A 26,066-nucleotide genomic window follows, 5' to 3' on the forward strand; every position below is an offset into this window, starting at 1 on the left:
CGTTTGTCGTGAGATATTGAAAGTCTTTCGCGTGACGAAAAACCGCCTCTCTCAGGCGGTTTTTTGCTTTTGCGCCGCGTCTCGACGGCGCCGTGCGCGCACCGGCCGCTCGGGCTGTTCGTGGCGTTGCGCCGGCTCCGCCGTCTGGGCTTGCACCAGTTCGATAAAGCGTTCCGCCGGCGGCGACAGCACGCCGCCTTTGCGCGTCACGATGCCGAAGGTTTGCGACGGCGATTTCAGCTTGACCGGCACGACGCGCAGCATCTTCCGCGCGACGAACATCTCGGCGATCGCGGTCGGCAGCAACGAAACCAGCTCGGCGCTGCTGTGCAGTAACGCGACTGTCACGAAAGTGGAAGCCGTTGAAATCGGGTTGTCGGGCATCTCGAGACCGGCCAGATCCATCTCGCGTTCGAGCAGCGCGTGCAACGGCATATGCGAGGGGTAGGTCACCCAGCGGTGACCGGCCAGATCGCGCAGCGTCACTTCCTTGCGCGGCAACGGCGGATGGCCATGCCCCACCACCACCGACAACGGCTCGTCGCCGAGCGGATGATAGTGATACTTCGACGGATCGCCCGCGACCGCCGCACGGCCGATCACCAGGTCGAGCCGCCCGTCGTCGAGTTGCTGCAGCATGCGCGCGCTGGTGTCTTCCATCACCTCGATCGATAGCCCCGGTTGCCCGGCATGCAACTGATTCAACGCCGGCACCACGCAGGCCGGAATCGCGCCCATGATCGCGCCGACCGCGAGACGTCCGCCGCGCCCGGAACGGATCTCGGCGACGTCCTGGCACAGCGCGGTGAGGTCGGTCGCCATCAGGCGGGCATAGCGGATCACGCAATGGCCGAGCGGGTTCGGAATCATGCCGCTCTTCGAGCGCTCGAAGAGCGGCGCCTCCAGCATCGCTTCCAGTTCCTGCAAGGCCTTGCTGGCGGCCGATTGCGTCATCGACATCGTGCCGGCGGCTTTGTGCAGCGACTTCTGGTCGTCGAGCGCGATCAGCAATTGCAATTGCTTCATGCGCAGTTTCGACAGCAGGACGTTCAGGGTGTCTTTCATGGCTTGAGGGCAAACCGCGACGCGGCGGGCTGTTCGCGGGTGAGTCGCAAAAGCGATCACAAGATGGAAACAATTCAATATACCCGGGGTGCTCACCGCCGTATAGTCGGCGCCGGAGACATTCAAAACCCCTCTTCGAACGGACCGCCATCATGATCTCGACATCTCAATCCGCCGCGTTGCGCGGCGTCTTCCCGGTCGTGCCGACCATTTTCGACGACGCCGGACGCCTCGACCTCGACGGCCAGAAACGCTGCATCGACTTCATGATCGACGCCGGTTCGAACGGCCTGTGCATTCTGGCGAACTTCTCCGAACAGTTCGCCCTGTCCGACGACGAACGCGACACGCTGATGCACCTCGCACTCGACCATGTGGCGGGCCGCGTGCCGGTGATCGTCACGACCACGCATTTCAGCTCGCAGCAATGCGCCGAACGCAGCCGACGCGCGCAGCAGGCGGGCGCCGCGATGGTGATGATCATGCCGCCGTATCACGGCGCGACGATCCGCATCGGCGAGCGGGGTATCTATGAGTTCTACCGCACGGTGTCGGACGCGATCGATCTGCCGATCATGATCCAGGACGCGCCGGTCAGCGGCACCGCGTTGTCCGCGCCGTTTCTCGCCCGCATGGCGCGCGAGCTGGAACACGTGTCGTACTTCAAGATCGAGGTGCCGCAGGCGGCGAACAAACTGCGCGAACTGATCGAACTGGGCGGCGACGCGGTGGTCGGTCCGTGGGACGGCGAAGAAGCGATCACGCTGATGGCCGATCTGGATGCGGGCGCAACGGGTTCGATGACGGGCGGCGGCTACGCGGACGGCATCCGTCTGATCGTCGACGCCTATGCGAGCGGCAAGACCGAGGCGGCGGCCGCGCACTATCAGCAGTGGCTGCCGCTGATCAACTACGAAAACCGCCAGGGCGGCCTCGCGTCGTGCAAAGCCTTGATGAAGGAAGGCGGCGTGATCCAATCGGACGCGGTGCGTCATCCGCTGCCGCCCATGCATCCGGCCACGCGTGAAGGACTTCTCAAAGTCGCACGACGGCTCGACCCGTTAGTGCTGCGTTGGGGTCGCTGAAGCGCTGGCGTCGATAAAAAAACCAACCCGCCCATTCCGGTCCGGACGGTTGCCGATTCAACGATCGACCACCGTCCGGACCTGTCGGGAATGAGCCCGGCTTCCCCGTACAACGTTCAACACACCCGCGACGCGTTATCTGTCCTGCATCGCTTGGCTCCATTGCCGGCCGTTCACCCAGGCTCGTACAACGGCACTGCCCTCCCTGCACACGCACCCCGTGTCCCAACCGCCCGGCGCTCACACTCGCCGCGCCGGCCTTGTCCATCATGACGCCGCCGCCCGCAGCCCCGGGCTCTGCAGCCATATACGCGGAGCCCGCCGCAATGGATGCACGCGCCGGCAAAAAAACCCGCATATAAGACAGCGGCGAAATTGAGTAACATAGGCCCGCACGCCAACCTATCTCTTTCCATGACCGCCAATCCTCGAGAATTAACGCCGGAAACCCTTGCCGAGCTGCTCGAACGTGTTGCCAAAGAAGACGCGGCGGCATTACGAGAGTTATATGATCTCGCCGCCCCGAAACTGTTTGGCCTCGCGCTCCGTATATTGAGCAAGCACGAGTGGGCAGAAGAAGTTTTGCAGGACAGCTTCGTCAACATCTGGCGCTTTGCCGGCGACTATAGCCGCGCACTGTCCGCCCCGATGACGTGGATGTCGGCAATTGTCCGAAACCGTGCTCTCGATCACCTGCGGCGGGTCAACAAGCAGGAAACAGAATGGAGCGATGCGTTGGACGATCTCGTGGCAACCGGCGATCCGGATCCCGAAGCGCTGACCGCGGTCAGCCTGCAGGCACGTTTGCTGGCCGGCTGCATGCAGCAGCTGGAACCGGCGCAGCGACAGGCGGTAGCCCTCGCCTACCTGCGCGATCAGAGCCATAGCGAGATCGCCGACGTGCTGACGGTGCCGCTCGGCACCATCAAATCCTGGATCAGGCGCGGCCTGGCCAAGCTGAAAACCTGTCTGGGAGGCGAGTGATGAACCTGCATCGCTATCCTCAGCTGGTCGATCTGCTGGCCGCCGAATACGTGCTCGGCACGCTGCGCGGCGGCGCCCGGCGCCGCTTCCAGTTGTACGCGGAACACGACACGACCGTGCGCAAAGCCGTCGACGAATGGCAGCGGCGCATCTCGCCGATGGCCGAACTCGCGGAACCGCGCATGCCGCCGGCGGAAGTGTGGCAAGCCATCGAACGTCGTCTCGGGCTGACCGCCACACGTGAAGCGGCACGGCCGCGCACCGTGGTCGAAACCCCGGTGCGGCCGTCGCGCAGCATCTTCGAGAACCTCGCGTTCTGGCGCGGCTGGGCGCTCGGCGTGACCGGACTCGCCGCGGTTGCGGTGGTGGTCGCGGTGCGCTCGCTGTTGCCGTCCGCTGCCACGCCCGCCACGGCGCCGGTCGTCGCGCAACAGCCCGAAACCGCTGTTTCGCATGTCGCCGTGCTGAATAACAAGGACTCGCATCCGGTCATGCTGGTCGCGTGGGACGAAGCGCATTCCACGATGACGCTGCATCCGCTCGGCAATGTCGATTTGCCCGCCGGCCGTGCGATGGAATTGTGGGGCATCCCGGCGAGCGGCCATCCGGTTGCGCTCGGTATGCTGCCTGACAGCGCGAGCGGCAAGGTGCCGGCCGGTCTGCAGAAGCCGGAGAGTTATGCGGCGCTGGCGGTGTCGATCGAAGCGCCGGGCGGCTCGCCGAATCCGAATGCGCCGAGCGGTCCGGTGGTGTTTAGCGGCAAGCTGCTGCCGGTGTCCTGAACGGGCGCCCGGTTGCCGCTACCCTAACCGCATGCAGAGCTTTTACGAAGCCACCGTTACCCGCCCGTCAGGTTATGCGCCGCTCGACGGGCGGCGCAGCGTCAAGGTCTGCATCATCGGCGGCGGGCTCGCGGGGTTGTCCACGGCGTTGGGACTGGCTGAACGCGGCGTGACCGACGTCACGGTGCTCGAAGCCCAGCAGGTGGGTTTCGGCGCATCCGGACGCAACGGCGGCTTCGTGTTCGGCGGCTACAGTCTCGATTGCGCCGATCTGCTGAAAGCCCTCGGGCCCGTTCGCGCGCGTGAGCTCTATACGCTGACCACGGACGCCGTCGATCTGATGCGCAAACGTATCCAGCGCTACCCGATAGACTGCGACGCGACCGACGCCGGCGTGATCCTCGCCAACTGGTTCGACGAACCGGCGCGCCTCGATGCGCAACGGCGTCTGATGCGCGACGCGTTCGGCGTCGAGTGGGAACTCGTGCCGGCCTCGCAACTCGCAACACAACTCAAGACCGGCCGCTATTACGGCGGTCTGTTCGAGCGCAACGCGTTCCACTTTCATCCGCTCAAATATGTACTCGGTGTGGCCGCTGCTGCGGCGCGCGCCGGCGTGCGGATTCACGAGCAGTCGCCGGTAGTCAGTTTGCAGCGCGACGGCGCCGGGTTCGTCGTGCATACGCCGCACGGCGCACTCGACGCGCAACACGTCGTGATGGCAGGCGGCGGCTATGCGCGCAAGGTCTATGCGAAGGTCGAGCGCGCGGTGCTGCCGATCGCCACCTACGTGATGGCCACCGAACCGCTCGGCGCCCGCCTGAGCGACGCGATCGACACCCGCGCCGCCGTCTACGACACGCGTTTCGCGTTCGACTACTACCGTCCGCTGCCGGACACGCGCATTCTGTGGGGCGGCCGCATCTCCGTGCGCGACCGCGCGCCGGACACCATCGCCCGGCTGTTGCGGCGCGATCTGCTGAAGGTTTATCCGCAATTGCACGACGTGCGGATCGAGCACGCGTGGGGCGGCCTGATGAGCTACGCGCGCCACAAGATGCCGCAAATCGGCCGCAGCGTGGACGGCGTCTGGTACGCGGTCGGCTTCGGCGGTCACGGCATGGCGCCGACCACCGTCTCCGGCGAACTGCTGGCGGCGGCGATTGCCGGCGAGCGGCCGGTGCCCGATGCGTTCGCCACCTTCGGCCTGACGCCCGCCTTCGGCGCGCTCGGTCTCGCGGCCGCGCAACTGACCTACACGGCGATGCAAACGCGCGACGCGCTGGCCGAGCGTCGCCGGCCGGCACGGTCCGCTTCGTGACGCCCGTCAATGCGCCATAGTTAGCGCCCGAAACCGTCTCAGGACGCCGTTTTCGCCATGCTAGAATGCGCCGTCACTGCCGCTCGAATACACAATGAAAAAGGGAAGCAAGGCCGCCGAGCCTGATACCAACGGCATCCCGTCGGACACTCCGCGCACCGACACGCGTCGCAAGTACGATCCCGAACAGACCCGGCGCAATATCCTCGAGGTCGCGACCCAGGAGTTCTCCGCAATGGGCCTGACGGGCGCGCGCGTCGACGCGATCGCGGAACGCACGAACACCACCAAGCGCATGCTGTACTACTACTTCGAAAGCAAGGAAGGGTTGTACCAGGCGGTGCTGGAAAAAGTGTACGGCGACATTCGCGCGCTCGAACAGGATCTGCACATCAGCGAACTCGACCCGGTCGCGGGCATGCGCGCGCTGGTCGAATTCACGTTCGACTATCACGACCGGCAGCGCGATTTCGTGCGCCTCGTGACGATCGAGAACATTCACGGCGCGAAGTACGTCGAGCAGGTCAAGAGCTTCAAAGGCCGCAACGTCACCGTCATTCATACGATAGAAGATCTGCTCGCGCGCGGTATCGCGACGGGGCAGTTCCGCAGCGACATCGACGCGATCGATCTGCATCTTATGATCAGCTCGCTGTGCTTTCACCGCGTCGGCAATCGCCATACCTTCGGCGCCGCGTTCGGCCGCGATCCGTCGCATCCGCGCTTGCGGGCACGGCATCGCGCGATGATCGTCGACGCCGTGCTGCGTTTCGTGCGCAAGGAAGATTGAGGCAGGCAACCGTGCAATGAAAAACGGGACGTGGTGCAAACCACGTCCCGTTTTTTTTGCTGCTACGTGCTGTTATGTGCTGCTACGTCTTGCCCCTCGGACTCAATCCACCAGCACGATCCGCTTGATATCGCCGACGATAAAGATGTACGACAGCGCGCCGACCATGGCGATCGCGCCGATAAACACCAGCGCGCCGACAAACGAACCGGTCGCCGCGACGATAAAGCCCACTACCAGCGGCGTGACGATGCCGGCCAGATTCGCGGCGAAGTTGAAAATGCCGCCGGTCACGCCGAGCAGGCCTTCGGGCGCGATATCGGACACCAGCGTCCAGCCCAGCGCGGCCATGCCCTGCGCGAAGAACGCCACCGACAGAATCACGATCACCACCGCGTTGCTCTCGACGTAGTTGGCGAGAATGATCGTCGACGCGAGCAGCAGGCCGGCGATGATCGGCAGCTTGCGCGCCACGTTCGCCGACTTGCCGCGGCGCAGCAGCCAGTCGGAGAAGAAGCCGCCGAACATCACGCCGATCGAGGCGGCAATGAACGGCATGATCGCGAAGAAGCCGATCTTGAGCTACGCCATATGGCGCTCGGTGGCGAGATAGGTGGGAAACCAGGTGAGGAAGAACACCAGCGTCGAGTTGCCGGCGAACTGGCCGAGGCAAATGCCGCTCAATTGCCGGTGCTTCAGCAGACGCCCAATCGTGCGCCATTCAAAGCCGCTTTTCGCGGACGCACCCGCAAGCGTCGCGGCGCTCACGTCTTTCTTTCGATGCGTAAGACCGCCGCCGGCTTCGATATAGTCGAGCTCCGCCTGATTCGCCGACGGATGATCGCGCGGCTCACGATAGAACGCCCACCAGACCAGGCCGAACACGAGCCCCACGCCGCCCACCACGAAGAACAGCGAACGCCAGCCGAACGCGCCCATCAGCATGAACAGGAACGGGCTGAAAAACGCGAGGCCGATGTATTCGCCGACCGTGTAAGTGCCGGTCGCCATGGCGCGTTCGTTTTGCGGGAACCAGGTGGCGACCACGCGGCTATTGGTCGGAAAACACGGCGCTTCGGAGACGCCAAGGCCGAGGCGGAACACGAACAGCGCGCCGATTCCGTGCACCAGTCCTTGTGCAAGCGTGAAGAGCGACCAGAAGGTCATCGACAGAAAATACGTGAGCTTGCTGCCGAAGCGGTCGAGAAACAGCCCGCCCGGAATCTGCGACGCCACGTAGCTCCACGAGAACACCGAGAACAGCAGGCCCATCAGCGCGGCGTTGATGCCGAGTTCCTTGGTCAACTGCGGTGCGGCGATGCCGAGCACCGTGCGGTCGAGATAATTGATCATCGTGCCGACCGCGAGCAGGCCGAGAATCTGGTAGCGGGCTTTCGAGCGGCGCGCGGTGCTTAGCGTGGCATCCCCCAGGGGAATATCCTTCGGGGCGCTCGCGGGGCTGGATGGGATCGGTTGGGGCATGGCGTGTCTCTCTCCTCGGTCTGTTTATGGTCCTGTTTGTAGCGCGGTCGTGTGCTGACGGTCAGCGTTCGGTGCGGGGCAGCAAGGACTGGAAATGCGTGTAGACGCGCTCGGCGTCCGGTTCGAGTCCCGTGAAAATGCGCATGGCGTCGACCGCCTGATACACCGCCATGCCGCCGCCCGTCAGCGTGCGGCAACCCAGCGCTTCGGCCGCCTGCAACAACTCGGTGCGGATCGGGAAATAGACGATGTCCGCCACCCACAAATCGCGGTGCAGCAAGTCGACCGGCAACGGCAAGCCGGGCAGTTTCGCCATGCCGGTGGGCGTCGCGTGAATCAGGCCGTTGGCTGCGGCCAGCGATTCCGCCAGCGAGTCCACCAGCGAATCGCCGGCGCTGACCGTGCTGGCCGGGAAGCGTTGCTGCAACTCGGTGGCGAGAGCGGTTGCGCGCGCGGCGTCCACGTCGAATAGCGTGAGCGCTTGCGCGCCCATGCTCAGCGCGGCATGCGCGACCGCCGCGCCGGCGCCGCCCGCGCCGAGTTGCACGACGCGCGCCAGCGACACGTCCGGCAAACCACGCTGGAAAGCGCGGGCGAAGCCGGACCAATCGGTGTTGTGGCCGATGCGTTTGCCGTCTTTGAATAGCACCGTGTTGACCGCGCCGAGGGCGCGCGCGTCGTCGGAGAGTTCGTCCAGCAGCGGAATGACCGCCTGCTTGCACGGATACGTGATGTTCAGACCGTTAAAGCCCATGCGTTCGGCAGCGAGCAACAGGTCGGGCAGCGCTGAAATATCGAGTTTCAACGCTTCCAGATCGATACGGCGGTACACGTAGTGCAGCTCGAGCCGGCTGCCCTCTTCTTCATGCATCGCGGGACTCAACGAGCCGCCGATGCCCGAGCCGATCAGTCCGACCAGATAAGAATGCGCCGAGGCCTGCGAGTGGGTTTGTGCGTTCATGGGTGAGTTCATTTAGCCGCCCTATTCTTGAGAATAGTCGTCATCCGTTCGAGCGCGAGCACATAGCCCTGCGTGCCGCATCCGACGATGATTGCCTCCGCCACCGCCGACACATACGAGTGATGCCGGAACGCCTCGCGCCGATGCACGTTTGAAATATGCACTTCGATCACAGGCTTTTCGATCGCCGTGAGCGCGTCGGCGATCGCCACCGAGGTATGCGTATAAGCCGCCGGATTGATCACGATGCCATCGACTTTGGCGCGTGCGGCGTGCAGCCAGTCGATCAGTTGATGCTCGGCGTTCGACTGGCAGAACTCGATCGACAGATCCAGCCGCTCGCCCGCATCGCGGCACAGCTTCGCGACGTCGTCGAGCGTTTCCGAGCCGTAGATGGCGGGCTCGCGCGTGCCGAGCAGATTGAGGTTCGGTCCGTTGAGGACCAGGACGGAGGCAAAACTCATGGCGACACCCCTGCAAAGTAAGACCTGAAGCTGCCACGCAATCGCGGCGGTTCTACAACGTGTACGAAGTGTGCGCGCATCCGTCGACGCCGTCATTCGGGGTTTCTACGAATTTGTACCATCTAGTTAGTTTGTATAAACTAGCGAAAACCGCGACTATGGTCGGCGATTCCGGCACACGAATTACTATGACGAGTAACGGACTAGACCATTTTGCGCATTGCAACATGCGCGACCGGCCCGCTCGCGAGCCTATTTAGCCGGTCGTCGCCGGGCGTTTTTCAACAGCCGTTTGATTGTTTTTGCAGGAGCCGTTCATGCAACGTTCGATTGCCACCGTGTCGATCAGCGGAACCCTCGTCGAGAAGCTGACCGCGATCCAGGCGGCGGGCTTCGAAGGCGTCGAGATCTTCGAGAACGACCTGCTTTATTTCGACGGCTCGCCCGCCGACGTGCGGCGCATCGCCGATGATCTCGGACTGAAAATCATGCTGTTCCAGCCGTTCCGAGATTTCGACGGTGTGAGCCCGGAGCGCCTCGCGCGCAATCTCGAACGCGCGAAACGCAAATTCGACGTGATGCACGAGCTGGGCACGGAGCGGATTCTGGTGTGCAGCAACGTCTCGCCGGACACCATCGGCGACGACATGTTAATGACCGACCAGCTCGGCGCACTGGCCCGCGCGGCCGAAGCCGCCGGTGTGATCGCCGGTTACGAAGCGCTGGCGTGGGGCAAGCATGTCAAGACCTACCGGCACGCGTGGAAGCTGGTGAACGCGGTCAATCATCCGAATCTGGGGCTGGTGCTCGACAGTTTTCACACGCTGTCGCTGAACGACACCGTCGACGCGATCGCCGACATTCCGGGCGAGCGCATTGCCTTCGTGCAGATTGCCGACGCGCCGAAGCTCGCCATGGACGTGCTCGAATGGAGCCGCCATTACCGTTGTTTCCCCGGTCAGGGCGATTTCGATCTGGCCGGCTTCACCGCGCAGGTCGTCAAAACCGGCTATCAGGGCCCGCTTTCGCTGGAGATTTTCAACGACGGTTTTCGCGCGGCGCCCACCACGACCACGGCGGCGGACGGGCATCGCTCGTTGCTGTTCCTCGAAGAGCAGACGCGCGCCGTGCTGGACGCGGAGCAACGACCGGCCGGCGATCTCTACCGTTCACCGGCCGCGCCCGCGCACGTCGGCTATCAGTTTCTGGAGTTCGCGGTCGATCCCGCCACGCGCGCGCATCTGGTCGACTGGCTCGACAAGCTGCGCTTCCGGCAAGCCGGCCGGCATCGCTCGAAAGACGTGACGCTGTTTCAGCATGGCGCGGCGTCGATCGTGCTGAACGCCGAGCCGGATTCGTTTGCCAACGCGTTCTTTCAGCAGCACGGCTTGTCGCTGTGCGCGTCGGCGTTTCGCGTCGACGATGCGCGGCAAGCGTTCGAACGCGCCGCCGGCTTCGGCTATGCGCCGTTTTCCGGCCAGATCGGCCCGAACGAACGCGTGCTGCCCGCCGTGCAGGCGCCCGACAGCAGCCTGAATTATTTCGTCGATGAAACGCCGGATCAGCCGACGCTGTTCGAAGCGGATTTCGTCCTCACCGACGTCAACGGACCGGCCGAAGTGGGCCCGCTGGCGCGCATCGATCATGTTTGCCTGTCGGTGCCGGCGAATTCGCTCGACACGTGGGTGCTGTTTTTGCGCACCGCGCTGGGTTTCCAGGCCGAGCCGGGCGTGCTGGTGCCCGATCCGTACGGGCTGGTGCGCAGCCGTGCGTTGCGCAGCGGGGACGGCTCGGTGCGGATCGTGCTGAATGCGTCGGTGGATCGTCACACGGCGGTGGCCGAGGCGCTGCATACCTATCACGGTTCCGGGCTGAATCACGTGGCGTTCAGCACGGCGGATATTTTCGGCGCGATTGCGGGGTTCGTCGCCGATGGCTTGCCGGTGCTGCGCATTCCGCGCAATTACTACGACGATCTCGAGGCTCGCTACGCGTTGCCGGATGAAACGCTCGACGCACTGCGCACGCATAACGTCCTTTACGACCGCGACGAGCGAGGTGGCGAGTTTTTCCACGCTTACACGGAGCAGCTGGATCAGCGGTTTTTTCTGGAGATCGTGGAACGGCGCGGCGGGTACGACGGGTATGGCGCGGCGAATGCGGCTGTGAGGCTTGCCGCGCAGGCGCAGCGGCGGAAGTAGCGGTGGGCGGTGGCGTGCGGGTAGTTGGTCAGGGATAGCGGCGGTTCGGGCGTTCGGGCGTTCGGGCGGTCGCGAACCAGTCAGCACCCCGTCAGGCACGCCACATGCGGCACCGCCGCAAGCAGCCACACCGCATCGATATAATGGCGCCTTTGAACGCGCGGCCTTTGCCGCGCCACGGCGCCCCGTCTGCGGGCGTTACCTGTCCCATCGGCCGAAACGAACGCCAGGAGAGATATGAAGAAGTTTGCTGTAGTCCTGTCAGTGCCCCTCCTTCTCAGCGCTTGCGCATACTTCCAGAAGAACCCGGATGCCGGTGAACCCGTCACCGACACCACCACGCAGCGCTCCGTCAACGACGTGGTCGCCTGCCTGACGCAAGTCGCGACCAATCACAACGCCGCTTTCAAATCGACCTCGATCCCGCAGGGTCAGATGCTCGACTTCGGCGATTCGAACATCATCAAGGTGCGCGCCGACAATGGAGCGACCACTTACCGCTTCTACGCCGGCAAACGCCATGTGAGCAATCTGTGGATCGAGCAGGCCGGCAAAACCTGCGCACCGTAAGGTTGATGCGCGATTAGCGCGCAGTTCAGGCGCGCTCGGCGGCGGTAAAAATTGGCAATAAAAACAAGCGGTAACCGGTGTTTGTGCAATCTTCGTGTCACGGTGTTACAGGATAATGGTGTCTTAAGAATCGTTTAAGACTTCGTCCGCATGATCCACCGCAGACGACTAATCCGCACGAGGTACGCACCATGAACCAGCCAGACCAGAACACGAACGACACCCCCGCGCCGGCCAAGCGTCCTACCATCCTGCGCCGCCTGCTGAGCCACCACGAACTGGCCACCCTGCTGCTGTTGCTGCACGCGCCGATCGACGCCTCCGCGAAACCCGAGATTCCGCAGCTTCACGAAGCCGGGTTGATCGAGACGGTTGCCGGCAACGAAACCGGCGCGGCGCATTTCCGCCTGACGTCTGAAGGCAATGCGGTGCTGCGCGGACTTGGCGTGAAGTAAGGCGCCCTGTTGCGCGAGTCGACCGACTCGTGCATGAGATTTTTGTAGCGTTTTGTGTCAGTTGAGAGCGCCTGCCCGGCCCAGGCCACGGAAAATACCCGTGAGCCCCCCGCCTTAAGCCTGCCACACGCCGTAGCCCGCCTCGCGCAGTCCGATCGCCAATTCCACCTCCATGTCCTGTGCGCCGCGATAAGGCATGGGATTGAATATCTCGTACAACTCGGGCACAAGCCTCAGGCCGTAATCGCGCACATAGCGGTTCGCCTGAATGCCGGCCTTGTGCCGGTCGAAGCGCAAGTCTGGATCGAGTCCCGTCATCCCCACGTACACGCAAGGTTTGTCGAACCGGTAATCCGGATTCGCGCGGCGAAAGCGCGCCTCGTTCCAGACGGTGTCGTCCAACGCCACGACGTAGACGTAGTAGTGATGCCTGCGACGGACCATAGGCAGCGGCTCAGGCCCGCGATGTCCCGTGCAGCAGCATCCGGTATTCGGTCGGCGTAATGCCGACGGTCGCCTTGAACTGCCGCGTGAACGCGCTGTGATCGGTGTAGCCGCAGAGCGCGGCGACGTCAGTGACTTTGTCGTGCGAGACCAGCAGCGCGGTGGCCGCGTCCAGGCGGGTTTTCAGCAGGACCTGACGCGGCGTGAGATGAAACACCTTATGAAAGTAGCGCTCCAGTTGCGCGACCGACATATCCGCCATCGCCGCCAGTTGCTTCAGATTCAGCGGCTGCACGTAATTGTCCTGAATCGACTGCACGACCGCGGCGAGCCGGCTGTAGGCCGGATGGCTGCTTTCGTCCGCTTTCAGGTCGCGCGAAATGCCCGCGAGGCCGACCACCTTGCCCGCCGGATCGCGCAGCGGCTGCTTGCAGGTCAGACACCAGCCCGGCTGACGACCGGGATACAGATGCAGTTCGAGTTGATCGATCATCTGATTGCCGACGTTGATGATCGCCTTGTCCTGCGCCGTGTAGATGCGCCCGAAGCGGCGCGGAAAAACGTCTTCGGCGGTGCTGCCGAGCAGCGCCGATTTTTCCTTGAAGCCGCATCGCGAGGCTAGCGTGCGGTTGACGAGCGCATAGCGCGCCTCGGCGTCCTTGACGAAAAAGACGACGTCCGGCATGGCGTCGAACACCGGCTCGAGCAGCCGGAAATGCGACAGCATGCCGGCCAGCGTGGTGTCGTTCGGTTCGAGCGCGTGAGCCAGCGTGTTCATCGGCGGGTCCGGTGGTTCGTGCGAAGGAGGAAGCGTTCGCCCGCGCTAGGTTGCGGTCTGTGTCTCGGCCTGTGTCTCGGCCTATGTCGCGGCGAACGGGTGCGGTCGATTATAGAACCGTGCGGCGGCCGACAATATCCGGGGTATGCGCGAGTGGGCGTGTCATTGTGATTCGCTTGCCGGTGACGTTGGGTTCGCGGCCATTAGCGTTTCGATCCGCGCGGGACTGAAGGGCGGGCGCGGCGCGGCGGACGGCCAGCCGAAGTAGAGGTTCGCCGCGGCGCCGCAGATTCTTCCCTGGCAAGCGCCCATGCCGCAGCGGGTATGCAGCTTCGCGTCGCGCCAGTCGGCGCAGGCGCGCACTTCGCCGACGCTGACGTCTTCGCAACGGCACAGCAGTGTGGCGTCGGCGGGCGGTGTGCGAGCGGCGGACTGCAGGGCGAAGGTGGTGGCGACACGTTGGCCGAAGCGGCGCCAGCGCGCGCGGTTTGCTTGTAGGGCTTGCAGCGCGGCGTTGGCGTTGGCGTTGGCGTTGGCGTTGGCGCTGGCGCTGGCGCTGGCGCTGGCGCTGGCGCTGGAGCTGGGCACGGGATTGGAAGCGTGATATTCGCTGCGGCTCCCAGCGCCATTCCCGACGCCACCACTCGCGCACAATCCGGCGATCTCGCCTTCCACCACCGCCAGTTCCGCACCGCCGACGCCAGTACACTCACCCGCCGCGAGCACACCATCGACCGAAGTTCGCTGCGCGTCGTCAACAACGATCTCGCCGGCGTCGTTGATCTCGCAGCCGAGCGCCTGCGCCAGCGTGACGTTCGGCACGAGCCCGAAACCACAGGCGACTCGGTCGCAAGCGAAGGTCACGTTTTGGCGTCCACGGCGGATCGTCACCTGCTCGACGCGGCCGTCGCCGTGCGCCTCGTGGACGACGCTACCGGTCCAGTAACGCAACCCGGCGAACCCACGCGTCATCGCAACAGCCTGGCGCAACTTCGCAGGCTCCGCCAGCAAAGACACCCCGAAACGGGCGACATCGAATGCCGAAGCCTGCTCGACCACCGCGACCACGCGCGCGCCGGCATCGCGTGCGGTGGCGAGCGCCGCGATCAACAGCGGACCGCTGCCGGCAATCACGATCCGTTCACCGCGCACCGGCATGCCGCCTTTGATCAACGCCTGCAGCGCGCCCGCGCCGGTCACGCCGGGCAAGGTCCAGCCGGCGAACGGCAGAAGCCGCTCGCGCGCGCCGGTCGCGAGGATCAATCGGCCGTAGCTGACCGACACGCCGCCGTATTCCGCCGATTCGAGCAACAGACCACGCGAGGCCAGCGGCGCGACGACGCGCGTCGACGGCCAGTAGGTGATGTTGTTCTGCCCGCTCAGGCGGGTCAGCAGATGGTCGAGCTGTGCTTGCGGCGGATGCGCTGGGCCCTGACGCCAGATCTGACCGCCGGCGCGCGGATTGTCGTCGAGCAGCGCGACCGTGGCGCCGTCGCGCGCCGCCGTACAGGCGGCGTTCAGGCCGGCCGGTCCAGCGCCGACTACGACGATATCGAAGTGATGCGTCATAGCGTCGCCTTCGCAGCATCGGCATCGGCATGGTCATCGACATAGGCACGCGCCGCCGCCATCCGGCGCGCAAAGTCGAACCCAGCACTCACCGCAACGTCATAGACATAAAGCGTCATGACAAGCGCTCCCCATCACCCGTAAGCACGATCTGACCTTCGCGGCACAGCGTCTGGCACGCGAGCGCGTGCGCGCGGCCGTCGATCGTCACGCGGCATTCCTGGCAGACGCCCATGCCGCACAACGGCGCGCGGCGTTGTCCGCTCACCGACCGCCGCGCACCGCTCACGCCCGCGACAACCAGCGCCGCGGCCACGGTCGTACCGGCTTCGACGTCGATCGACCGGCCGTCGATCGTCAAGCGAATACGCGCTGCGTCGAGACTACTCATGAATCACCTGACGAGCGAAACGAGCCGGCAAATAAGGCTCGACGGGAATCGGCGCGGCACTCGACGTAATCTGCGCCGCGAGCAGCTTCGCGGTGGCGAGTGAAGTCGTCACGCCAAGCCCTTCATGCCCCACGGCAAGCCAGACGCCGGGCGCGAAATCGCCGGCCGGTCCGATCAGCGGCAGACCGTCCGGCGAGGCCGCGCGGAAACCAGTCCAGGCGCGAATACCGTTGAGCGTCGGCAGCGTCGGCAGATAACGCGCGGCGCGTTGCAGCATCTGCGCGAGCACGGGCATCTCGACGGCGGGGTCGGTGGTATCGAACTGGCGCGACGAGCCGATCAGCAATTGTCCCGTGGGCCGCGGTTGCGCATTGAACGCGACCGATGTCCCCACCGCGTGGTGCGCGCTCTTGATATACCCAAGCTCGAGCAGTTGATGCCGAATCAGGTCGGGATAACGGTCCGTGATCAGCAGATGGCCTTTCTTCGGCTGCAACGGCAGAAATCGCACGAGTTGCCGTGCGCCCAAACCGTTGGCCACGATCACATGAGCCGCGCTGATCGATTCGCCGTTGCTCAGCGTGACACGACCCGCCTCGATCGAACTCACCGCGGCACCGAGCCGCACGCTGATATTCGCCGCGCCCGGCGATTGCGTCAGCAGCCATTCGGCGACGGTAGGCGCATAGACGATGCTGTCGTGCTCGATCCGCAAGCCAGCCGCCAGCGACGCCGCCAGCGCCGGCTCGCACGCTCGCAGCGCGGGCGCGTCGAGCAGTTGCGCGGCGACGCCCTGCGCTTCGAACGCGGCCTGCATGGCGCGGGCGGCTTGCCACTCTTCGTCATCCGCCGCGACCCATAGCGTGCCGCAGCGCGCGAACGCGTCGCGCGTGCGCAAGCGCGGCGCGAGTTCGAGCCACAGATCTCGCGCGTAGCGGCTCAGCGCGAATTCCGCCGGCGAGTCGTTCATCACGACGATATGGCCCATGCCGGCCGCCGTCGCGCCCGGGCCAATGCCGTGCGCGTCCAGCACCTCGACCCGCATGCCGAGCGCGGCCAGCTCCGCCGCGCACGCTGCGCCGACGATGCCCGCTCCGACGATCAGCGCGTCCGCTCTCATGCCGTGCGGATGCCCCACGCGAACGGATCGCGCTCATCGAAACACAGCCGCCCTTCCGCCATGATGTGCGCGTGGCCGGTGATGGTCGGAATCACCGAGCCACCGTCACCGTCGCCCTGAGCGGCGCGCCGATAGCTCGCCTCGAACACGCTGCCGATAATGCTTTCCTGCCGCCATACCGCGCCTTCGGCGAGCTTGCCGTCGGCCGCGAGACAGGCGATTTTCGCGCTGGTGCCGGTGCCGCACGGCGAGCGGTCGTACGCGTTGCCCGGGCACAGCACGAAGCTGCGGCTGTCGAGGCCGTCACGCGAGCCCGGTCCGAACAGTTCGATGTGGTCGATCAACGCGCCGTCCGCGCCGGTAATGCGCTGCGCAATCAATGCGTCGCGAATCGCGCCGCTGAAAGCGGTCAATTCGCCGATGCGCGACGCCTCCAGCGCCTGCCCATGATTGGCCACGAGAAAAAACCAGTTGCCGCCCCAGCCGATGTCGCCGGTCAACGCGCCGTAGCCTGGCACATCCACCGCGACGGCCTGGCGATAGCGGTAGGCCGGCACGTTGCGCACGCCGACGCTGCCGTCTTCGTTGAGCGTCGCCTCGACCACGCCGACCGGCGTCTCGATCCGGTGACGCCCGGGCCCGATTCGTCCCAGATGCGCGAGCGACACGATCAGGCCGATCGTCCCGTGTCCGCACATGCCGAGATAGCCGACGTTGTTGAAAAAGATCACGCCGGCCGCGCAGGTGGGGTCGTGCGGTTCGCAGAGCAACGCGCCCACCACGACGTCCGAACCGCGCGGCTCGGTGACAACGCCCGCGCGCCAGTCGTCGAAGCGGGTGCGGAACACGTCGAGCCGCTGCGCCAGGGTGCCGCCGCCGAGGTCCGGGCCGCCCGTCACCACGAGGCGGGTCGGTTCACCGCCGGTGTGCGAGTCGATGATATCGATGGTTTTCATGACGCCCATGGTAGAAACGACGGACGCTCAAGTCTTGGTGCGCTTGCGCGCGGATTGTGACGATTTCGGCATAGCTTCGACCGCGTGCCGGGCGCGTCCTACTTGATAGAAGCCTGTCCCGATCAGGCCTATGCAATACGCAATCCACGCGACCGTACAAGTGCCTCACTGTGCCTGATCGCGCCGCCTCAGCATAATCACCGTTTTATCCCGATATACGCCGGCTGGCTTGAGACACTGGCATCTCAAGCGTGACGACTATGCCGAAATCGTCATCCGCCGCGCGCGATTGACGCAAGACGGCGGGATTTTCCCTGCTTACACTGCGCTTCAACACATCACACTCAGGAGAGCAGTCGTGGCGCATATCTGGGAAGGCGTATTACCCGCAGTCACCACCAAGTTTCACGCGGATTTCAGCATAGACCGGACATGGACCGGCAAGAATATCGAAGCACAGATCGACGCGGGCGTCGACGGCATCATCGTGTGCGGGTCGCTGGGCGAAGCGTCCACGTTGTCGCTTGACGAAAAGTTGCAGGTGCTCGATATCGCCGTGGAAGCCGCGCGCGGCCGTGTGCCGGTTCTGTTGACGATCGCCGAAAACAGCACGCTCGACGCCTGCCGTCAGGCCGAAGCCGGTAGTCGCCACGGCGCGGCCGGTTATATGGTGCTGCCGGGCCTGCGCTATCTGTCGGATCGCCGCGAGACGCTCAACCACTTCCGCAGCGTCGCGGACGCGAGCGCGCTGCCGCTGATGATCTACAACAATCCGCTCGCGTACGGCGTCGACATGACGCCCGACATGTTCGCCGAGATCGCCGACGAAGCAAAAATCGTCGCGATCAAGGAATCCTGCGGCGACGTGCGGCGGGTGACCGATCTGATCAACGCGGTCGGCGACCGTTTCGCGATTCTGTGCGGCGTCGACAATCTGGCGATGGAAGCGATCCTGATGGGCGCGCACGGCTGGGTGGCCGGACTGGTCTGCGCGTTCCCGCGCGAGACGGTGACGATCTACAAATTGCTGAAAGCAGGACGCCTGGAAGAAGCCCGTGCGATTTACCGCTGGTTCGCGCCGCTGCTGGCGCTCGACGTGTCGGCGAAACTCGTGCAGAACATCAAGCTGGCTGAGGCGATTGTGGGGCTGGGCACGGAGCCGGTGCGGCCGCCGCGTCTGCCGCTCGTGGGCGAAGAACGCAAGGCGGTGGAAACCTTGATTCGCAGCGCGCTGGAAACGCGGCCGGCGCTGCCGCAGATTTAAGCCGGGTTGAAAATCGGGCGGCCTACAGCCTGCTTAGGCCGCTTAAGCCGCTTCTTTCTGCGTATTGGCGGCTTCATCCTGCAGCAGATGCAGAAGCCGGTAGCCGCTTTTATAGACCGGCTGCAGCCGGAAACCGTTCGGCGCCTCGATTTCGAGCAGCAGGCGCAGGCGCGACACGTGACTGTCGATCGTGCGGGTAAATTCGCGAAACTCGCGGCCCCATACCATCGCGAAAATATGGTCGCGCGACATCACGCGGCCGATGTTGGAAAAGAACAGCGCCGCGAGCCGGAATTGCGTGCCGGACAATGCCACGATCCGTCCGTTCAGCAGGACGATCTGGCGGCGTGTATCGAAACGGTACGGTCCGACCTCGAAGCTCGCATTGCTGAATCGCTCGGGATACGTGCGCCGCAGCAGCGCCGCGACGCGTTCGCGAAACTCGGCCGGACGCACCGGCAACGCGACATAATCGTCCGCGCCGCCGACGAAGGCACGCACCATGCTCTCCTCCGACGTATCGCTCGACGCGAACACAACCGGCAAGCGGTCGCCGCCGACCGCGCGCACCAGCCGCAGAATTTCGGCGCCGGCGAGGCGCGCCCCCTGCCAGTCCAGCACCAGCAAGTCCACGGTGGAACGCGCGAGCGATTTCGACATGGCGAGGCCGTCGTCGTAGGTGACACAGGTGTGGCTGGCGCCGGTCAGGATCTTTTCGATCGACTGACGCATGAGCGGGTCATGCTGAAGAATGGCAATGCGCATGGGATAACTCTCAACGGATAGGTCGGACGCGATTCTCAGAGGCCCACCCATTCGATCCCATAGGAGCAATCCTAATTTACATAGATATCGGCTCACGCTGACAGACGCGTCCAGTATTCCTACAGGCGCTTCCGATTGTTCGCGTGGCTTCGTCCTGTCTGGCATTTAAAAATGCCGCGCCGGGGAACTTTCCCTAAGCTAATTAAGCACTTCCGGAAAGCCACTGCTTTCATCCTGTAAAATCCCGCCTGGCCCCGGTCGTCATCGCGCTCGCCCTATCCGGGCCGGCGCGCCGGTGTCCCGTGCTCTACCCCGCGCTTGCCACACTTCTCGCCCGACGACCGCCGTATTTCCACGCGCTACGTGTGGCTTCCAATTCAAGACAAGAAACAGGCAATGCAAGCGACAAATCTGGGTGGAGCGCAGGCTGTCACCCCACGCCCTCTTGGGCGCAGCGATTACAAGACGCTCGGCCTCGCGGCTCTCGGCGGGGCGCTGGAGTTCTACGACTTCATCATCTTCGTGTTTTTCGCGCCGGCCATCGGTCAGCTGTTTTTCCCGGCGGACATGCCGGACTGGCTGCGTCAGGTGCAAACCTTCGGCATCTTCGCCGCGGGCTATCTGGCTCGCCCGCTGGGCGGCATCATCATGGCGCACTTCGGCGACCTGTTCGGCCGTAAGCGCATGTTCACGCTGAGCGTGCTGCTGATGTCGGTGCCGACGCTAATGATGGGCCTCCTGCCCACCTACGCCAGCATCGGCGTGCTCGCGCCGGTGCTGCTGCTGCTGTTCCGCGTGATGCAGGGCGCGGCTGTCGGCGGTGAAGTACCGGGCGCGTGGGTGTTCGTCTCCGAGCACGTACCGCAGCGGCACATCGGCTATGCGTGCGGCACGCTGACGGCCGGTCTCACGGCCGGCATCCTGCTCGGCTCGCTGATCGCGTCGGCGGTCAACCGCCACTTCGCGCCGGCGGAAATCTCGGCGTACGCATGGCGTATTCCGTTCCTGGTCGGCGGCGTGTTCGGCATGTTCTCGGTCTATCTGCGCCGCTGGCTACACGAAACGCCGGTGTTCGCCGAGCTCAAGCAGCGCAAGGCGATTGCCGCCGAAGTGCCGCTCAAGGCCGTGCTGCGCGATCACGGCCGCGCGGTGATCGTGTCGATGCTGCTCACGTGGATGCTGTCGGCCGCGATCGTGGTGGTCATTCTGATGACGCCGACGCTGCTGCAGAAGCAGTTTCACGTCGCGCCGGCCACCGCGTTGCTGGCGAACTGCGTGGCGACGCTGTGCCTGACGATCGGCTGCGTGCTGGCGGGCTCGATTGCCGGCCGGATCGGCGCGGGGCGCACGATTTTCGTCGGCGGACTCGCGCTGGCGCTCACCTACTACGTGATGTTCCAGCAACTCGCCGCCGATACCTCGGCGCTGGTGCCGCTGTATGGCGCGGCCGGGCTGTTCGTCGGCGTGATCGGCGCGATTCCGTTCGTGATGGTCAAGGCGTTCCCGCCGGCGGTGCGCTTCTCGGGCATTTCGTTCTCGTACAACGTCGCGTATGCGGTGTTCGGCGGCCTCACGCCGATCGCCGTTTCGCTGATGATGAAGTCCAACCCGATGGCCGCGCCGATGTATGTCGGCACGATCTGCGTGCTCGGGGCGTTGACGACGCTGTTTATCAAGGACGCGTCGCAGGCGCATTGAGCGGGCGGCTTACGCTGCCGGTGTTTCGCAACGACGGCGCGCCTCGGGCGCGCCGTTGTCGTTTGAACTGGCCTGTGCGTAGGCATCGGAGCAGGCGTACAGGCCCGCATTGGCCTGCCGTCGCGAGCAAAACCTCGCGCGTTTCCGTAGTCCCCCGACATGCATACTTCACGTAGTCCCGAAACATGACGCGCTGCATCGCGCCTACGATGTAACGCATGAACTCGCCCAAACCCTCCCTCTCGCCCGCCCTCGGCCGGATTCTCGCGACCGTCAGCGTCGGCTTCGTGGTTACCCAGCTGGACGTGACCATCGTCAATATCGCGCTGCCGAAAATCGGCGCGGACCTGCACGCGAATGTGGCCGGCCTGCAGTGGGTCGTCGACGCCTACACGCTCGCGTTCGCCGTGCTGATGCTGTCGGCCGGCGTGCTCGGCGACCGGCTCGGCACGCGACGCATGTACGCGGCGGGCATCGTGCTGTTCGCGCTTGCGTCGCTGGCCTGCGGACTGGCGCTCGATGCCACCCTGCTGGTCGCCGCGCGCGCGGTGCAAGGCATCGGCGCCGCGGCCATGCTGCCGAATTCGCTCGCGCTGCTCAACCGCGCGTACGGGCACGACCCGAAACTGCGCGCCCGCGCGGTGGGACTATGGACCGCCGCCGGCGCGATTTCGATCGCGGCGGGACCGGTGGTTGGCGGTCTGCTGATCGCGGCGTTCGGCTGGCGCAGCATCTTTCTCGTCAACCTGCCGATTTGCGCGGCCGGCCTGCTCGCCACGTTGCTGTGGGTGCCGCGCACTGAAACCACCCCTCGAGATTCGCAACAGACGGCCGGAACCCGCCCAGCCGCGCCCCGTGGCATCGATCTGAGCGGCCAGTGCCTCGCGATCGTCGCGCTGACCGCCTTCGTCGCCGCGGTGATCGAATGGCGGCCGCTGGGGCTGAGCCACCCGCTGGTGGCCGGCGGTTTCGTGCTCGCGCTGGTCGCCGCAGGCGCGTTCATCGCCGTGGAAGCGCGCACCGAATCGCCGATGCTGCCGCTGTCGCTCTTCGGCAAACGCAGTTTCAGCGTGGCGGTGCTGTTCGGCATCTGCGTAAATCTGACGTACTACGGCATGGTGTTCGTATTGAGCCTGTACTTGCAGCGCGGACGCGGCTACACGCCGTTGCAGGCGGGTCTGGCCTTCCTGCCGTTGACGGGCGGCTTCCTGATCTCGAACGTGGCGAGCGGCTGGGTCGTGGGACGTTTCGGCGTGCGGGTGCCGATGATCGCCGGCGCGATTACCGCGGGGCTCGGCTATGGCCTGCTGCATTTCGTCGACGCCAGCACGCCGCTGATCGGCTTGCTGCTGCCGTTCCTGCTGATTCCGTCGGGCATGGGGCTGGCCGTCCCCGCCATGACCACCGCCGTGCTGGCCTCGGCCGAAGCGAAGCGGGCGGCCACCGCGTCCGCGGTATTGAACACCGCGCGGCAAGCCGGCGGCGCGGTGGGCGTGGCGGCCTTCGGCGCGCTGGCAAGCGGTGCGGCCGCCCCGCAGATCGTCGCGGGCATGCAGGCCGCGACCGCCATCTCGGTCGGACTACTGGCGCTCGGTGGCATGCTGAGCTGCTTCATTCATCCACAGCCGCATACGTCGTCATCGTCATCGCGCGGCGTGGACGATACGCGGGTTGGCGAATCTCGGTCTCGCTGAAAACCTACGCTTTTTATCCGCGCAAAAAACAACCCCCGCGATTGCGTGAGCAATGCGGGGGTTGTTGTCGACGAGACGTAGCGAAACTGCGGCGCAGCTCCAGCGCAGCGGCCGCGCGAAAAACCTTGCGCCGGCGCCGCTACGACGCCTTTACAGCGACGCCTCCTGAATCGTGCCGGTATCGATCGCGCGCTCGATCAGACCTTCGTTCTGCGCTTTGGCGATCGCGTCGGCGATCAGCTTTTCCGGTTCCTCGATCTCGGCCTTCAGCGCGCTGAGGAACCCCGAGGCATCCAGAACGACCAGCGTTTTGGCCGAATCGGCGAGGCTGATGATCACCCGGTGAGGGGTCGGCCCTTCGCCGAGGCTCGCGCACAACTGCGTGACGTTGCCGCCAATGGTTTGCTCGAAACTTTGAATCATTATTTGCTCCCTTGGTTACAGCCAGAATCACAAGCACTCGATACAGCCTACCGCAACCCGTCGATCAGCGACCCAGCCCGCCTCGTGGCGCACGCGCACCGTCGATACTGATACGGCCCGCGCCGGTCACGAACAGCAGCAGGAAACCGCCCGCGATCCCGATGTTCTTCCAGAAATGAATCACCATGTCGCGTTGCAGCGCAGCGTCGGTGACGTTCCAGAAATCGTGGCCGAGCACCGCCGTCGCGACCGTGTACACGGCCATGATCAGCGCCAGCGGGCGCACCTTGAAGCCGACGATCAGCAGCAGGCCGCCGAGCGCTTCGACCGCGGTGGCGATCGGCGCGGCGATCTGCACGAAGGGCACGCCCTTCGAATGCAGGTAGCCGACGAAGCCCGCATAGCCCAGCAGTTTCATCACGCCGCCCCACAGAAACAACACGGCGAGCGCAATACGCGCGATGAGGATGACGCCGGAATCGACGGGACGCGTCATGAGGAACTCCTGTAAATGAATAAGCAGCAGACCCGGCTAAAACGCCGCAGTTCCCCGCTGTGCACCTGAGAATATGTGCATTGCCCGTCTTTTCCAAGCCCGGGCGGGGTGGGTGACATTAGTCAGGCTTGAGGATAGCTCGCCACTTCGATCAGATTACCGTCCGGATCGCGGCAGTACACCGAGGTCATCTTGCCGCGCGCGCCGTCGCGCTCGACCGGGCCGGCCTCGATCGCCACGCCCTGCGCCAGCCAATGCGCTTTGACTTCAGCGGGACTCGTGGTGGTGATAAAGCACAGATCGGCGCTGCCCGGCACCGGCTCACGCCCGGTGAACCACGCGACGGTATCGGCCATGGCGGGGCGCAGATTGATCTTCTGATTGCCGTAGGTCATCGCGACCCGCGTGCCGGTGCGCGATTCGAACTCGGTGCGTTGCATGCCGAGCATACGTGCGTACCAGGCGGCGCTGGCCTCCACGTCGGCAACGTTCAGAACGAGGTGATCGAGCGTGTCGATTGAGAAACTCATGAGGTTCGTCCTTGCGAGGTAACGTGAGGCGCGCCGCTGGGTGGCAGCTAGCGAGCTAGCGGCAGCGAACCGGGCTTACGACTGAGGCGCGTCCGGCGCCAGCAACACGCCCTTGGTGAACACGAAGCAGCCATAGCCGCGCTCTTCGCCCGTGGAGATCACGCAATAGGCCTTGCGCGCGCGCTCATAAAAAGCGAATCGCTCGATCGACACGAACGGCACGTCGCGACCTTCGGCAGCGTTGACCTCGATCTGCGCTTCGCGCTGCACGGCGGGGATCGTCTGCGGCTCGCCCACCACTTCCATCCGCGACGCGGGATGGTCAATGAACGTGTCCAGCGGCATCACCGACAACACCGCGCGAATCGCACGCGGCGCGCTCACGCCGTCGAGGCGGAGCAGTTCGCCCAGCACCGACTCGCGCGCGACCGAACTGCCCGGGAAGTTGGCGTCGCAGATCACGAGTTCGTCGCCGTGGCCCATCGAGCGTAGCGCATGCAGTATGTCGGCATTGAGCAGCGGGTCCAGATTCTTCAGCACGGTCTCTCCTTGAGGTCCGATTGGCGGCTTACCGCCGGGTGTGGACGCTAAGTCCGGGTAACGCAAAGCGATTGTTGCGCGCGCGCTTTCGCCCGCTTTATCTGCGCACCTGCGTTCGGGAGGGAGCCCAATGACGAGCGACGCCCGACGCGGGCGGCGCAACGCTTCGACTCGCTTTCCGACGGACGATTGTAGCAAGCAACGTCAGCCCGTTCCGCGCCAACGGGCAGGGAGTTCCGGATCACGGCGCATGAAGCATTGCCGGGGTTTAGCGCCGGACGGCCCTCGCGCGCGGCGTATATGTCATGTGCGTGATGTGCGGCGTGTGTGACATGCCGGGCGTGTGTGTCATGCCCAACAGCACGCCCGCCGCACTTCCAGCGCAGCCACCCGAGCGCCGCCAGCAACACGAGACCCACGCCTCCCAGCACCGGCTCGCGCCAGGCGAGCAGCGCGGTAAAGGTGAAGGCGCGCGTGCCGGCAAGTAGCGCGAAACCGGCGATGGCGCTGCAAAGTGCGTCGACCGCGCCCGACAAACGTGCAAACACAACGACACTTTCGGGAACCGTGACGGCGGCGGACTCATGCATGATTTTCTCCGTGAAAAAGGTTGTGGGTCAGGCGCCGCCCGGCGCCTCGTCGAGAAAACCCGTTACCGCTTGCAGACGGCCGCGCGAATCGACCATGCCGAAGTCGGATCCCTTGACGATCGCGTCGCCCGCCGGCGTAATCAGCGCCCACGAAAAACGCAGCCGGTTCGCAAAGCCGTCCACGTCGGTGGTACGGCGAAACGTGTGATGCGGAAAGCGCTCGTGGACCGCGCGGATCATCGCGTCGATGCCGTCGTGACCCGCGCCGGCCAGCAGCGGATCGCGATAGTCGGCGTCGGCGCTCCAGGTCGCCGCGATCAACTCGCGACGGCGTGCGCCATCGGTTTCGTTCCATGCGTCGAAATAACGGTCGATCAGATCGGTATGCGCATTCATCTCAGACTCCTTCGTGAACTTGACTGAGCACAACGCTCGGCTGACAGGGTGTCGACGGCGGGCTCGGAGTGAAGATTGACGGCTACGGTGTGGTGAGTCGATTACGTGGGAGGTAAGCATCTCGATGCGCCGCCAGCCAGAGGCCTTCGTCGGAACCTTGCCGGGTCACCGGATTAGCCATTCGGCTGAATCGTCAGCGGCGCAAGCAGCCGCTAATCTCATGTGGGAATTTGGGAGCCGCGCAATGTCGTC

28 protein-coding genes and 1 pseudogene are annotated in these 26,066 nt (G+C 64.8%); 11 read left to right on the top strand and 18 right to left on the bottom strand.

The annotated features are described in order from the left end of the window. Nucleotides 1-51: 51 nt before the first annotated feature. Nucleotides 52-1,065 (bottom strand): LysR family transcriptional regulator, encoded by a 1,014-nt coding sequence (locus FA94_RS31285; protein WP_035558812.1) that lies wholly within the window; start codon nt 1,063-1,065, stop codon nt 52-54. Nucleotides 1,066-1,217: 152 nt separating this feature from the next. On the opposite strand from FA94_RS31285, the gene FA94_RS31290 reads away from it, so the two are divergent. The 5 genes from FA94_RS31290 to FA94_RS31310 all read left to right on the top strand — a co-directional run bounded on the left by FA94_RS31290 (nt 1,218) and on the right by FA94_RS31310 (nt 6,027). Next, entirely contained in the window at nt 1,218-2,150 is a 933-nt protein-coding gene (locus FA94_RS31290) for a dihydrodipicolinate synthase family protein (protein WP_035558813.1), read from the top strand. Between the two features lie 414 nt (nt 2,151-2,564). After that, on the top strand, nt 2,565-3,134 hold the full coding sequence (locus tag FA94_RS31295; protein WP_035558815.1) for an RNA polymerase sigma factor: 570 nt from the start codon (nt 2,565-2,567) through the stop codon (nt 3,132-3,134). Further along, nucleotides 3,134-3,916 (top strand): anti-sigma factor, encoded by a 783-nt coding sequence (locus tag FA94_RS31300; protein ID WP_035558817.1) that lies wholly within the window; start codon nt 3,134-3,136, stop codon nt 3,914-3,916. The genes FA94_RS31295 and FA94_RS31300 overlap by 1 nt, the downstream gene beginning before the upstream one ends. Before the next feature lie 31 nt (nt 3,917-3,947). Continuing rightward, nucleotides 3,948-5,237 carry an NAD(P)/FAD-dependent oxidoreductase gene (locus tag FA94_RS31305; RefSeq protein ID WP_035558819.1) on the top strand — a complete coding sequence of 430 codons (1,290 nt, stop codon included), beginning with the start codon at nt 3,948-3,950 and terminating at the stop codon, nt 5,235-5,237. 94 nt (nt 5,238-5,331) lie between these two features. Further along, nucleotides 5,332-6,027, top strand: a complete 696-nt coding sequence (locus tag FA94_RS31310; protein ID WP_035558821.1) for a TetR/AcrR family transcriptional regulator — start codon at nt 5,332-5,334, stop codon at nt 6,025-6,027. A 102-nt stretch (nt 6,028-6,129) separates the two neighbouring features. Here FA94_RS31310 and FA94_RS31315 read toward each other — a convergent pair. The 3 genes and pseudogenes from FA94_RS31315 to aroQ form a co-directional block, all read right to left on the bottom strand. Then, nucleotides 6,130-7,509 (bottom strand): annotated as a pseudogene (locus tag FA94_RS31315) (MFS transporter). 61 nt (nt 7,510-7,570) lie between these two features. Continuing rightward, complete coding sequence (locus FA94_RS31320; RefSeq protein ID WP_408303825.1) at nt 7,571-8,470, bottom strand: shikimate dehydrogenase; 900 nt, start codon at nt 8,468-8,470, stop codon at nt 7,571-7,573. 8 nt (nt 8,471-8,478) lie between these two features. Further along, nucleotides 8,479-8,934, bottom strand: a complete 456-nt coding sequence (gene aroQ, locus FA94_RS31325; protein ID WP_035558828.1) for a type II 3-dehydroquinate dehydratase — start codon at nt 8,932-8,934, stop codon at nt 8,479-8,481. A gap of 317 nt (nt 8,935-9,251) precedes the next feature. Between aroQ and FA94_RS31330 the strand changes: the two genes are divergently transcribed. The 3 genes from FA94_RS31330 to FA94_RS31340 all read left to right on the top strand — a co-directional run bounded on the left by FA94_RS31330 (nt 9,252) and on the right by FA94_RS31340 (nt 12,160). Continuing rightward, a complete protein-coding gene (locus FA94_RS31330; protein WP_035558831.1) occupies nt 9,252-11,135 on the top strand; it encodes a bifunctional sugar phosphate isomerase/epimerase/4-hydroxyphenylpyruvate dioxygenase family protein in 1,884 nt (627 codons plus the stop codon). Between the two features lie 237 nt (nt 11,136-11,372). Beyond that, nucleotides 11,373-11,705 carry a hypothetical protein gene (locus FA94_RS31335; RefSeq protein WP_035558834.1) on the top strand — a complete coding sequence of 111 codons (333 nt, stop codon included), beginning with the start codon at nt 11,373-11,375 and terminating at the stop codon, nt 11,703-11,705. Nucleotides 11,706-11,896: 191 nt separating this feature from the next. Beyond that, complete coding sequence (locus tag FA94_RS31340; protein WP_035558836.1) at nt 11,897-12,160, top strand: hypothetical protein; 264 nt, start codon at nt 11,897-11,899, stop codon at nt 12,158-12,160. Nucleotides 12,161-12,274: 114 nt separating this feature from the next. Here the strand turns inward: FA94_RS31340 and FA94_RS31345 are convergent, their stop codons facing one another. From FA94_RS31345 to FA94_RS31370, 7 genes are all read right to left on the bottom strand, one after another. Then, nucleotides 12,275-12,604, bottom strand: coding sequence for a hypothetical protein (locus FA94_RS31345; protein ID WP_035558839.1), 330 nt, complete (start codon nt 12,602-12,604; stop codon nt 12,275-12,277). Between the two features lie 10 nt (nt 12,605-12,614). Then, entirely contained in the window at nt 12,615-13,382 is a 768-nt protein-coding gene (locus FA94_RS31350) for an AraC family transcriptional regulator (protein WP_035558841.1), read from the bottom strand. A gap of 162 nt (nt 13,383-13,544) precedes the next feature. Beyond that, entirely contained in the window at nt 13,545-14,951 is a 1,407-nt protein-coding gene (locus FA94_RS31355) for an FAD-dependent oxidoreductase (RefSeq protein ID WP_035558843.1), read from the bottom strand. Continuing rightward, nucleotides 14,948-15,070, bottom strand: a complete 123-nt coding sequence (locus FA94_RS39820; RefSeq protein ID WP_286166110.1) for a hypothetical protein — start codon at nt 15,068-15,070, stop codon at nt 14,948-14,950. Before FA94_RS39820 ends, FA94_RS31355 begins: the two co-directional genes overlap by 4 nt. Then, nucleotides 15,067-15,342 (bottom strand): 2Fe-2S iron-sulfur cluster-binding protein, encoded by a 276-nt coding sequence (locus tag FA94_RS31360; protein WP_035558847.1) that lies wholly within the window; start codon nt 15,340-15,342, stop codon nt 15,067-15,069. Before FA94_RS31360 ends, FA94_RS39820 begins: the two co-directional genes overlap by 4 nt. Next, nucleotides 15,335-16,462, bottom strand: coding sequence for an NAD(P)/FAD-dependent oxidoreductase (locus tag FA94_RS31365; RefSeq protein WP_035558850.1), 1,128 nt, complete (start codon nt 16,460-16,462; stop codon nt 15,335-15,337). Before FA94_RS31365 ends, FA94_RS31360 begins: the two co-directional genes overlap by 8 nt. Then, on the bottom strand, nt 16,459-17,427 hold the full coding sequence (locus tag FA94_RS31370) for a 4-hydroxyproline epimerase (protein ID WP_035558853.1): 969 nt from the start codon (nt 17,425-17,427) through the stop codon (nt 16,459-16,461). The genes FA94_RS31365 and FA94_RS31370 overlap by 4 nt, the downstream gene beginning before the upstream one ends. Before the next feature lie 349 nt (nt 17,428-17,776). On the opposite strand from FA94_RS31370, the gene FA94_RS31375 reads away from it, so the two are divergent. Continuing rightward, a complete protein-coding gene (locus FA94_RS31375; protein ID WP_035558857.1) occupies nt 17,777-18,682 on the top strand; it encodes a dihydrodipicolinate synthase family protein in 906 nt (301 codons plus the stop codon). A gap of 42 nt (nt 18,683-18,724) precedes the next feature. On the opposite strand, the gene FA94_RS31380 is transcribed toward FA94_RS31375, so the two are convergent. Next, nucleotides 18,725-19,447, bottom strand: a complete 723-nt coding sequence (locus FA94_RS31380) for a response regulator transcription factor (protein WP_035558860.1) — start codon at nt 19,445-19,447, stop codon at nt 18,725-18,727. A gap of 396 nt (nt 19,448-19,843) precedes the next feature. On the opposite strand from FA94_RS31380, the gene FA94_RS31385 reads away from it, so the two are divergent. After that, nucleotides 19,844-21,145 (top strand): MFS transporter, encoded by a 1,302-nt coding sequence (locus tag FA94_RS31385; protein WP_035558862.1) that lies wholly within the window; start codon nt 19,844-19,846, stop codon nt 21,143-21,145. Between the two features lie 218 nt (nt 21,146-21,363). Next, nucleotides 21,364-22,839, top strand: coding sequence for an MFS transporter (locus FA94_RS31390; protein ID WP_035558865.1), 1,476 nt, complete (start codon nt 21,364-21,366; stop codon nt 22,837-22,839). Between the two features lie 150 nt (nt 22,840-22,989). On the opposite strand, the gene FA94_RS31395 is transcribed toward FA94_RS31390, so the two are convergent. The 6 genes from FA94_RS31395 to FA94_RS31420 form a co-directional block, all read right to left on the bottom strand. Beyond that, nucleotides 22,990-23,262, bottom strand: coding sequence for a hypothetical protein (locus FA94_RS31395; RefSeq protein WP_035558868.1), 273 nt, complete (start codon nt 23,260-23,262; stop codon nt 22,990-22,992). Nucleotides 23,263-23,326: 64 nt separating this feature from the next. Then, the gene (locus FA94_RS31400; protein ID WP_035558872.1) at nt 23,327-23,758 is read right to left on the bottom strand and encodes a DoxX family protein; all 432 of its coding nucleotides are present in this window, start codon (nt 23,756-23,758) and stop codon (nt 23,327-23,329) included. Nucleotides 23,759-23,880: 122 nt separating this feature from the next. Further along, nucleotides 23,881-24,288, bottom strand: a complete 408-nt coding sequence (locus tag FA94_RS31405; protein ID WP_035558875.1) for a VOC family protein — start codon at nt 24,286-24,288, stop codon at nt 23,881-23,883. 75 nt (nt 24,289-24,363) lie between these two features. Further along, entirely contained in the window at nt 24,364-24,828 is a 465-nt protein-coding gene (locus FA94_RS31410) for an RbsD/FucU family protein (protein ID WP_035558877.1), read from the bottom strand. 47 nt (nt 24,829-24,875) lie between these two features. Continuing rightward, the gene (locus FA94_RS39635; protein ID WP_231585074.1) at nt 24,876-25,418 is read right to left on the bottom strand and encodes a hypothetical protein; all 543 of its coding nucleotides are present in this window, start codon (nt 25,416-25,418) and stop codon (nt 24,876-24,878) included. A 27-nt stretch (nt 25,419-25,445) separates the two neighbouring features. Further along, on the bottom strand, nt 25,446-25,814 hold the full coding sequence (locus FA94_RS31420; protein WP_035558880.1) for a nuclear transport factor 2 family protein: 369 nt from the start codon (nt 25,812-25,814) through the stop codon (nt 25,446-25,448). Nucleotides 25,815-26,066 lie beyond the last annotated feature (252 nt).

Source organism: Burkholderia sp. 9120 (assembly GCF_000745015.1).
Taxonomy (GTDB): domain Bacteria; phylum Pseudomonadota; class Gammaproteobacteria; order Burkholderiales; family Burkholderiaceae; genus Paraburkholderia.

What these genes read in the sequence shown, in the direction of transcription:
- FA94_RS31370 (WP_035558853.1), bottom strand. Translation starts at nt 17,427, where the DNA reads ATGGGCGTCATGAAAACCATCGATATCATCGACTCGCACACCGGCGGT.
- FA94_RS31390 (WP_035558865.1), top strand. Translation starts at nt 21,364, where the DNA reads ATGAACTCGCCCAAACCCTCCCTCTCGCCCGCCCTCGGCCGGATTCTC.
- FA94_RS31405 (WP_035558875.1), bottom strand. Translation starts at nt 24,288, where the DNA reads ATGAGTTTCTCAATCGACACGCTCGATCACCTCGTTCTGAACGTTGCC.
- FA94_RS31395 (WP_035558868.1), bottom strand. Translation starts at nt 23,262, where the DNA reads ATGATTCAAAGTTTCGAGCAAACCATTGGCGGCAACGTCACGCAGTTG.
- FA94_RS31320 (WP_408303825.1), bottom strand. Translation starts at nt 8,470, where the DNA reads ATGAACGCACAAACCCACTCGCAGGCCTCGGCGCATTCTTATCTGGTC.
- FA94_RS31385 (WP_035558862.1), top strand. Translation starts at nt 19,844, where the DNA reads ATGCAAGCGACAAATCTGGGTGGAGCGCAGGCTGTCACCCCACGCCCT.
- FA94_RS31355 (WP_035558843.1), bottom strand. Translation starts at nt 14,951, where the DNA reads ATGACGCATCACTTCGATATCGTCGTAGTCGGCGCTGGACCGGCCGGC.
- aroQ (WP_035558828.1), bottom strand. Translation starts at nt 8,934, where the DNA reads ATGAGTTTTGCCTCCGTCCTGGTCCTCAACGGACCGAACCTCAATCTG.
- FA94_RS31420 (WP_035558880.1), bottom strand. Translation starts at nt 25,814, where the DNA reads ATGAATGCGCATACCGATCTGATCGACCGTTATTTCGACGCATGGAAC.
- FA94_RS31340 (WP_035558836.1), top strand. Translation starts at nt 11,897, where the DNA reads ATGAACCAGCCAGACCAGAACACGAACGACACCCCCGCGCCGGCCAAG.
- FA94_RS39820 (WP_286166110.1), bottom strand. Translation starts at nt 15,070, where the DNA reads ATGACGCTTTATGTCTATGACGTTGCGGTGAGTGCTGGGTTCGACTTT.
- FA94_RS31300 (WP_035558817.1), top strand. Translation starts at nt 3,134, where the DNA reads ATGAACCTGCATCGCTATCCTCAGCTGGTCGATCTGCTGGCCGCCGAA.
- FA94_RS31365 (WP_035558850.1), bottom strand. Translation starts at nt 16,462, where the DNA reads ATGAGAGCGGACGCGCTGATCGTCGGAGCGGGCATCGTCGGCGCAGCG.
- FA94_RS31305 (WP_035558819.1), top strand. Translation starts at nt 3,948, where the DNA reads ATGCAGAGCTTTTACGAAGCCACCGTTACCCGCCCGTCAGGTTATGCG.
- FA94_RS31310 (WP_035558821.1), top strand. Translation starts at nt 5,332, where the DNA reads ATGAAAAAGGGAAGCAAGGCCGCCGAGCCTGATACCAACGGCATCCCG.
- FA94_RS31380 (WP_035558860.1), bottom strand. Translation starts at nt 19,447, where the DNA reads ATGCGCATTGCCATTCTTCAGCATGACCCGCTCATGCGTCAGTCGATC.
- FA94_RS31350 (WP_035558841.1), bottom strand. Translation starts at nt 13,382, where the DNA reads ATGAACACGCTGGCTCACGCGCTCGAACCGAACGACACCACGCTGGCC.
- FA94_RS31345 (WP_035558839.1), bottom strand. Translation starts at nt 12,604, where the DNA reads ATGGTCCGTCGCAGGCATCACTACTACGTCTACGTCGTGGCGTTGGAC.
- FA94_RS31360 (WP_035558847.1), bottom strand. Translation starts at nt 15,342, where the DNA reads ATGAGTAGTCTCGACGCAGCGCGTATTCGCTTGACGATCGACGGCCGG.
- FA94_RS31295 (WP_035558815.1), top strand. Translation starts at nt 2,565, where the DNA reads ATGACCGCCAATCCTCGAGAATTAACGCCGGAAACCCTTGCCGAGCTG.
- FA94_RS31285 (WP_035558812.1), bottom strand. Translation starts at nt 1,065, where the DNA reads ATGAAAGACACCCTGAACGTCCTGCTGTCGAAACTGCGCATGAAGCAA.
- FA94_RS31335 (WP_035558834.1), top strand. Translation starts at nt 11,373, where the DNA reads ATGAAGAAGTTTGCTGTAGTCCTGTCAGTGCCCCTCCTTCTCAGCGCT.
- FA94_RS31330 (WP_035558831.1), top strand. Translation starts at nt 9,252, where the DNA reads ATGCAACGTTCGATTGCCACCGTGTCGATCAGCGGAACCCTCGTCGAG.
- FA94_RS39635 (WP_231585074.1), bottom strand. Translation starts at nt 25,418, where the DNA reads ATGCATGAGTCCGCCGCCGTCACGGTTCCCGAAAGTGTCGTTGTGTTT.
- FA94_RS31400 (WP_035558872.1), bottom strand. Translation starts at nt 23,758, where the DNA reads ATGACGCGTCCCGTCGATTCCGGCGTCATCCTCATCGCGCGTATTGCG.
- FA94_RS31290 (WP_035558813.1), top strand. Translation starts at nt 1,218, where the DNA reads ATGATCTCGACATCTCAATCCGCCGCGTTGCGCGGCGTCTTCCCGGTC.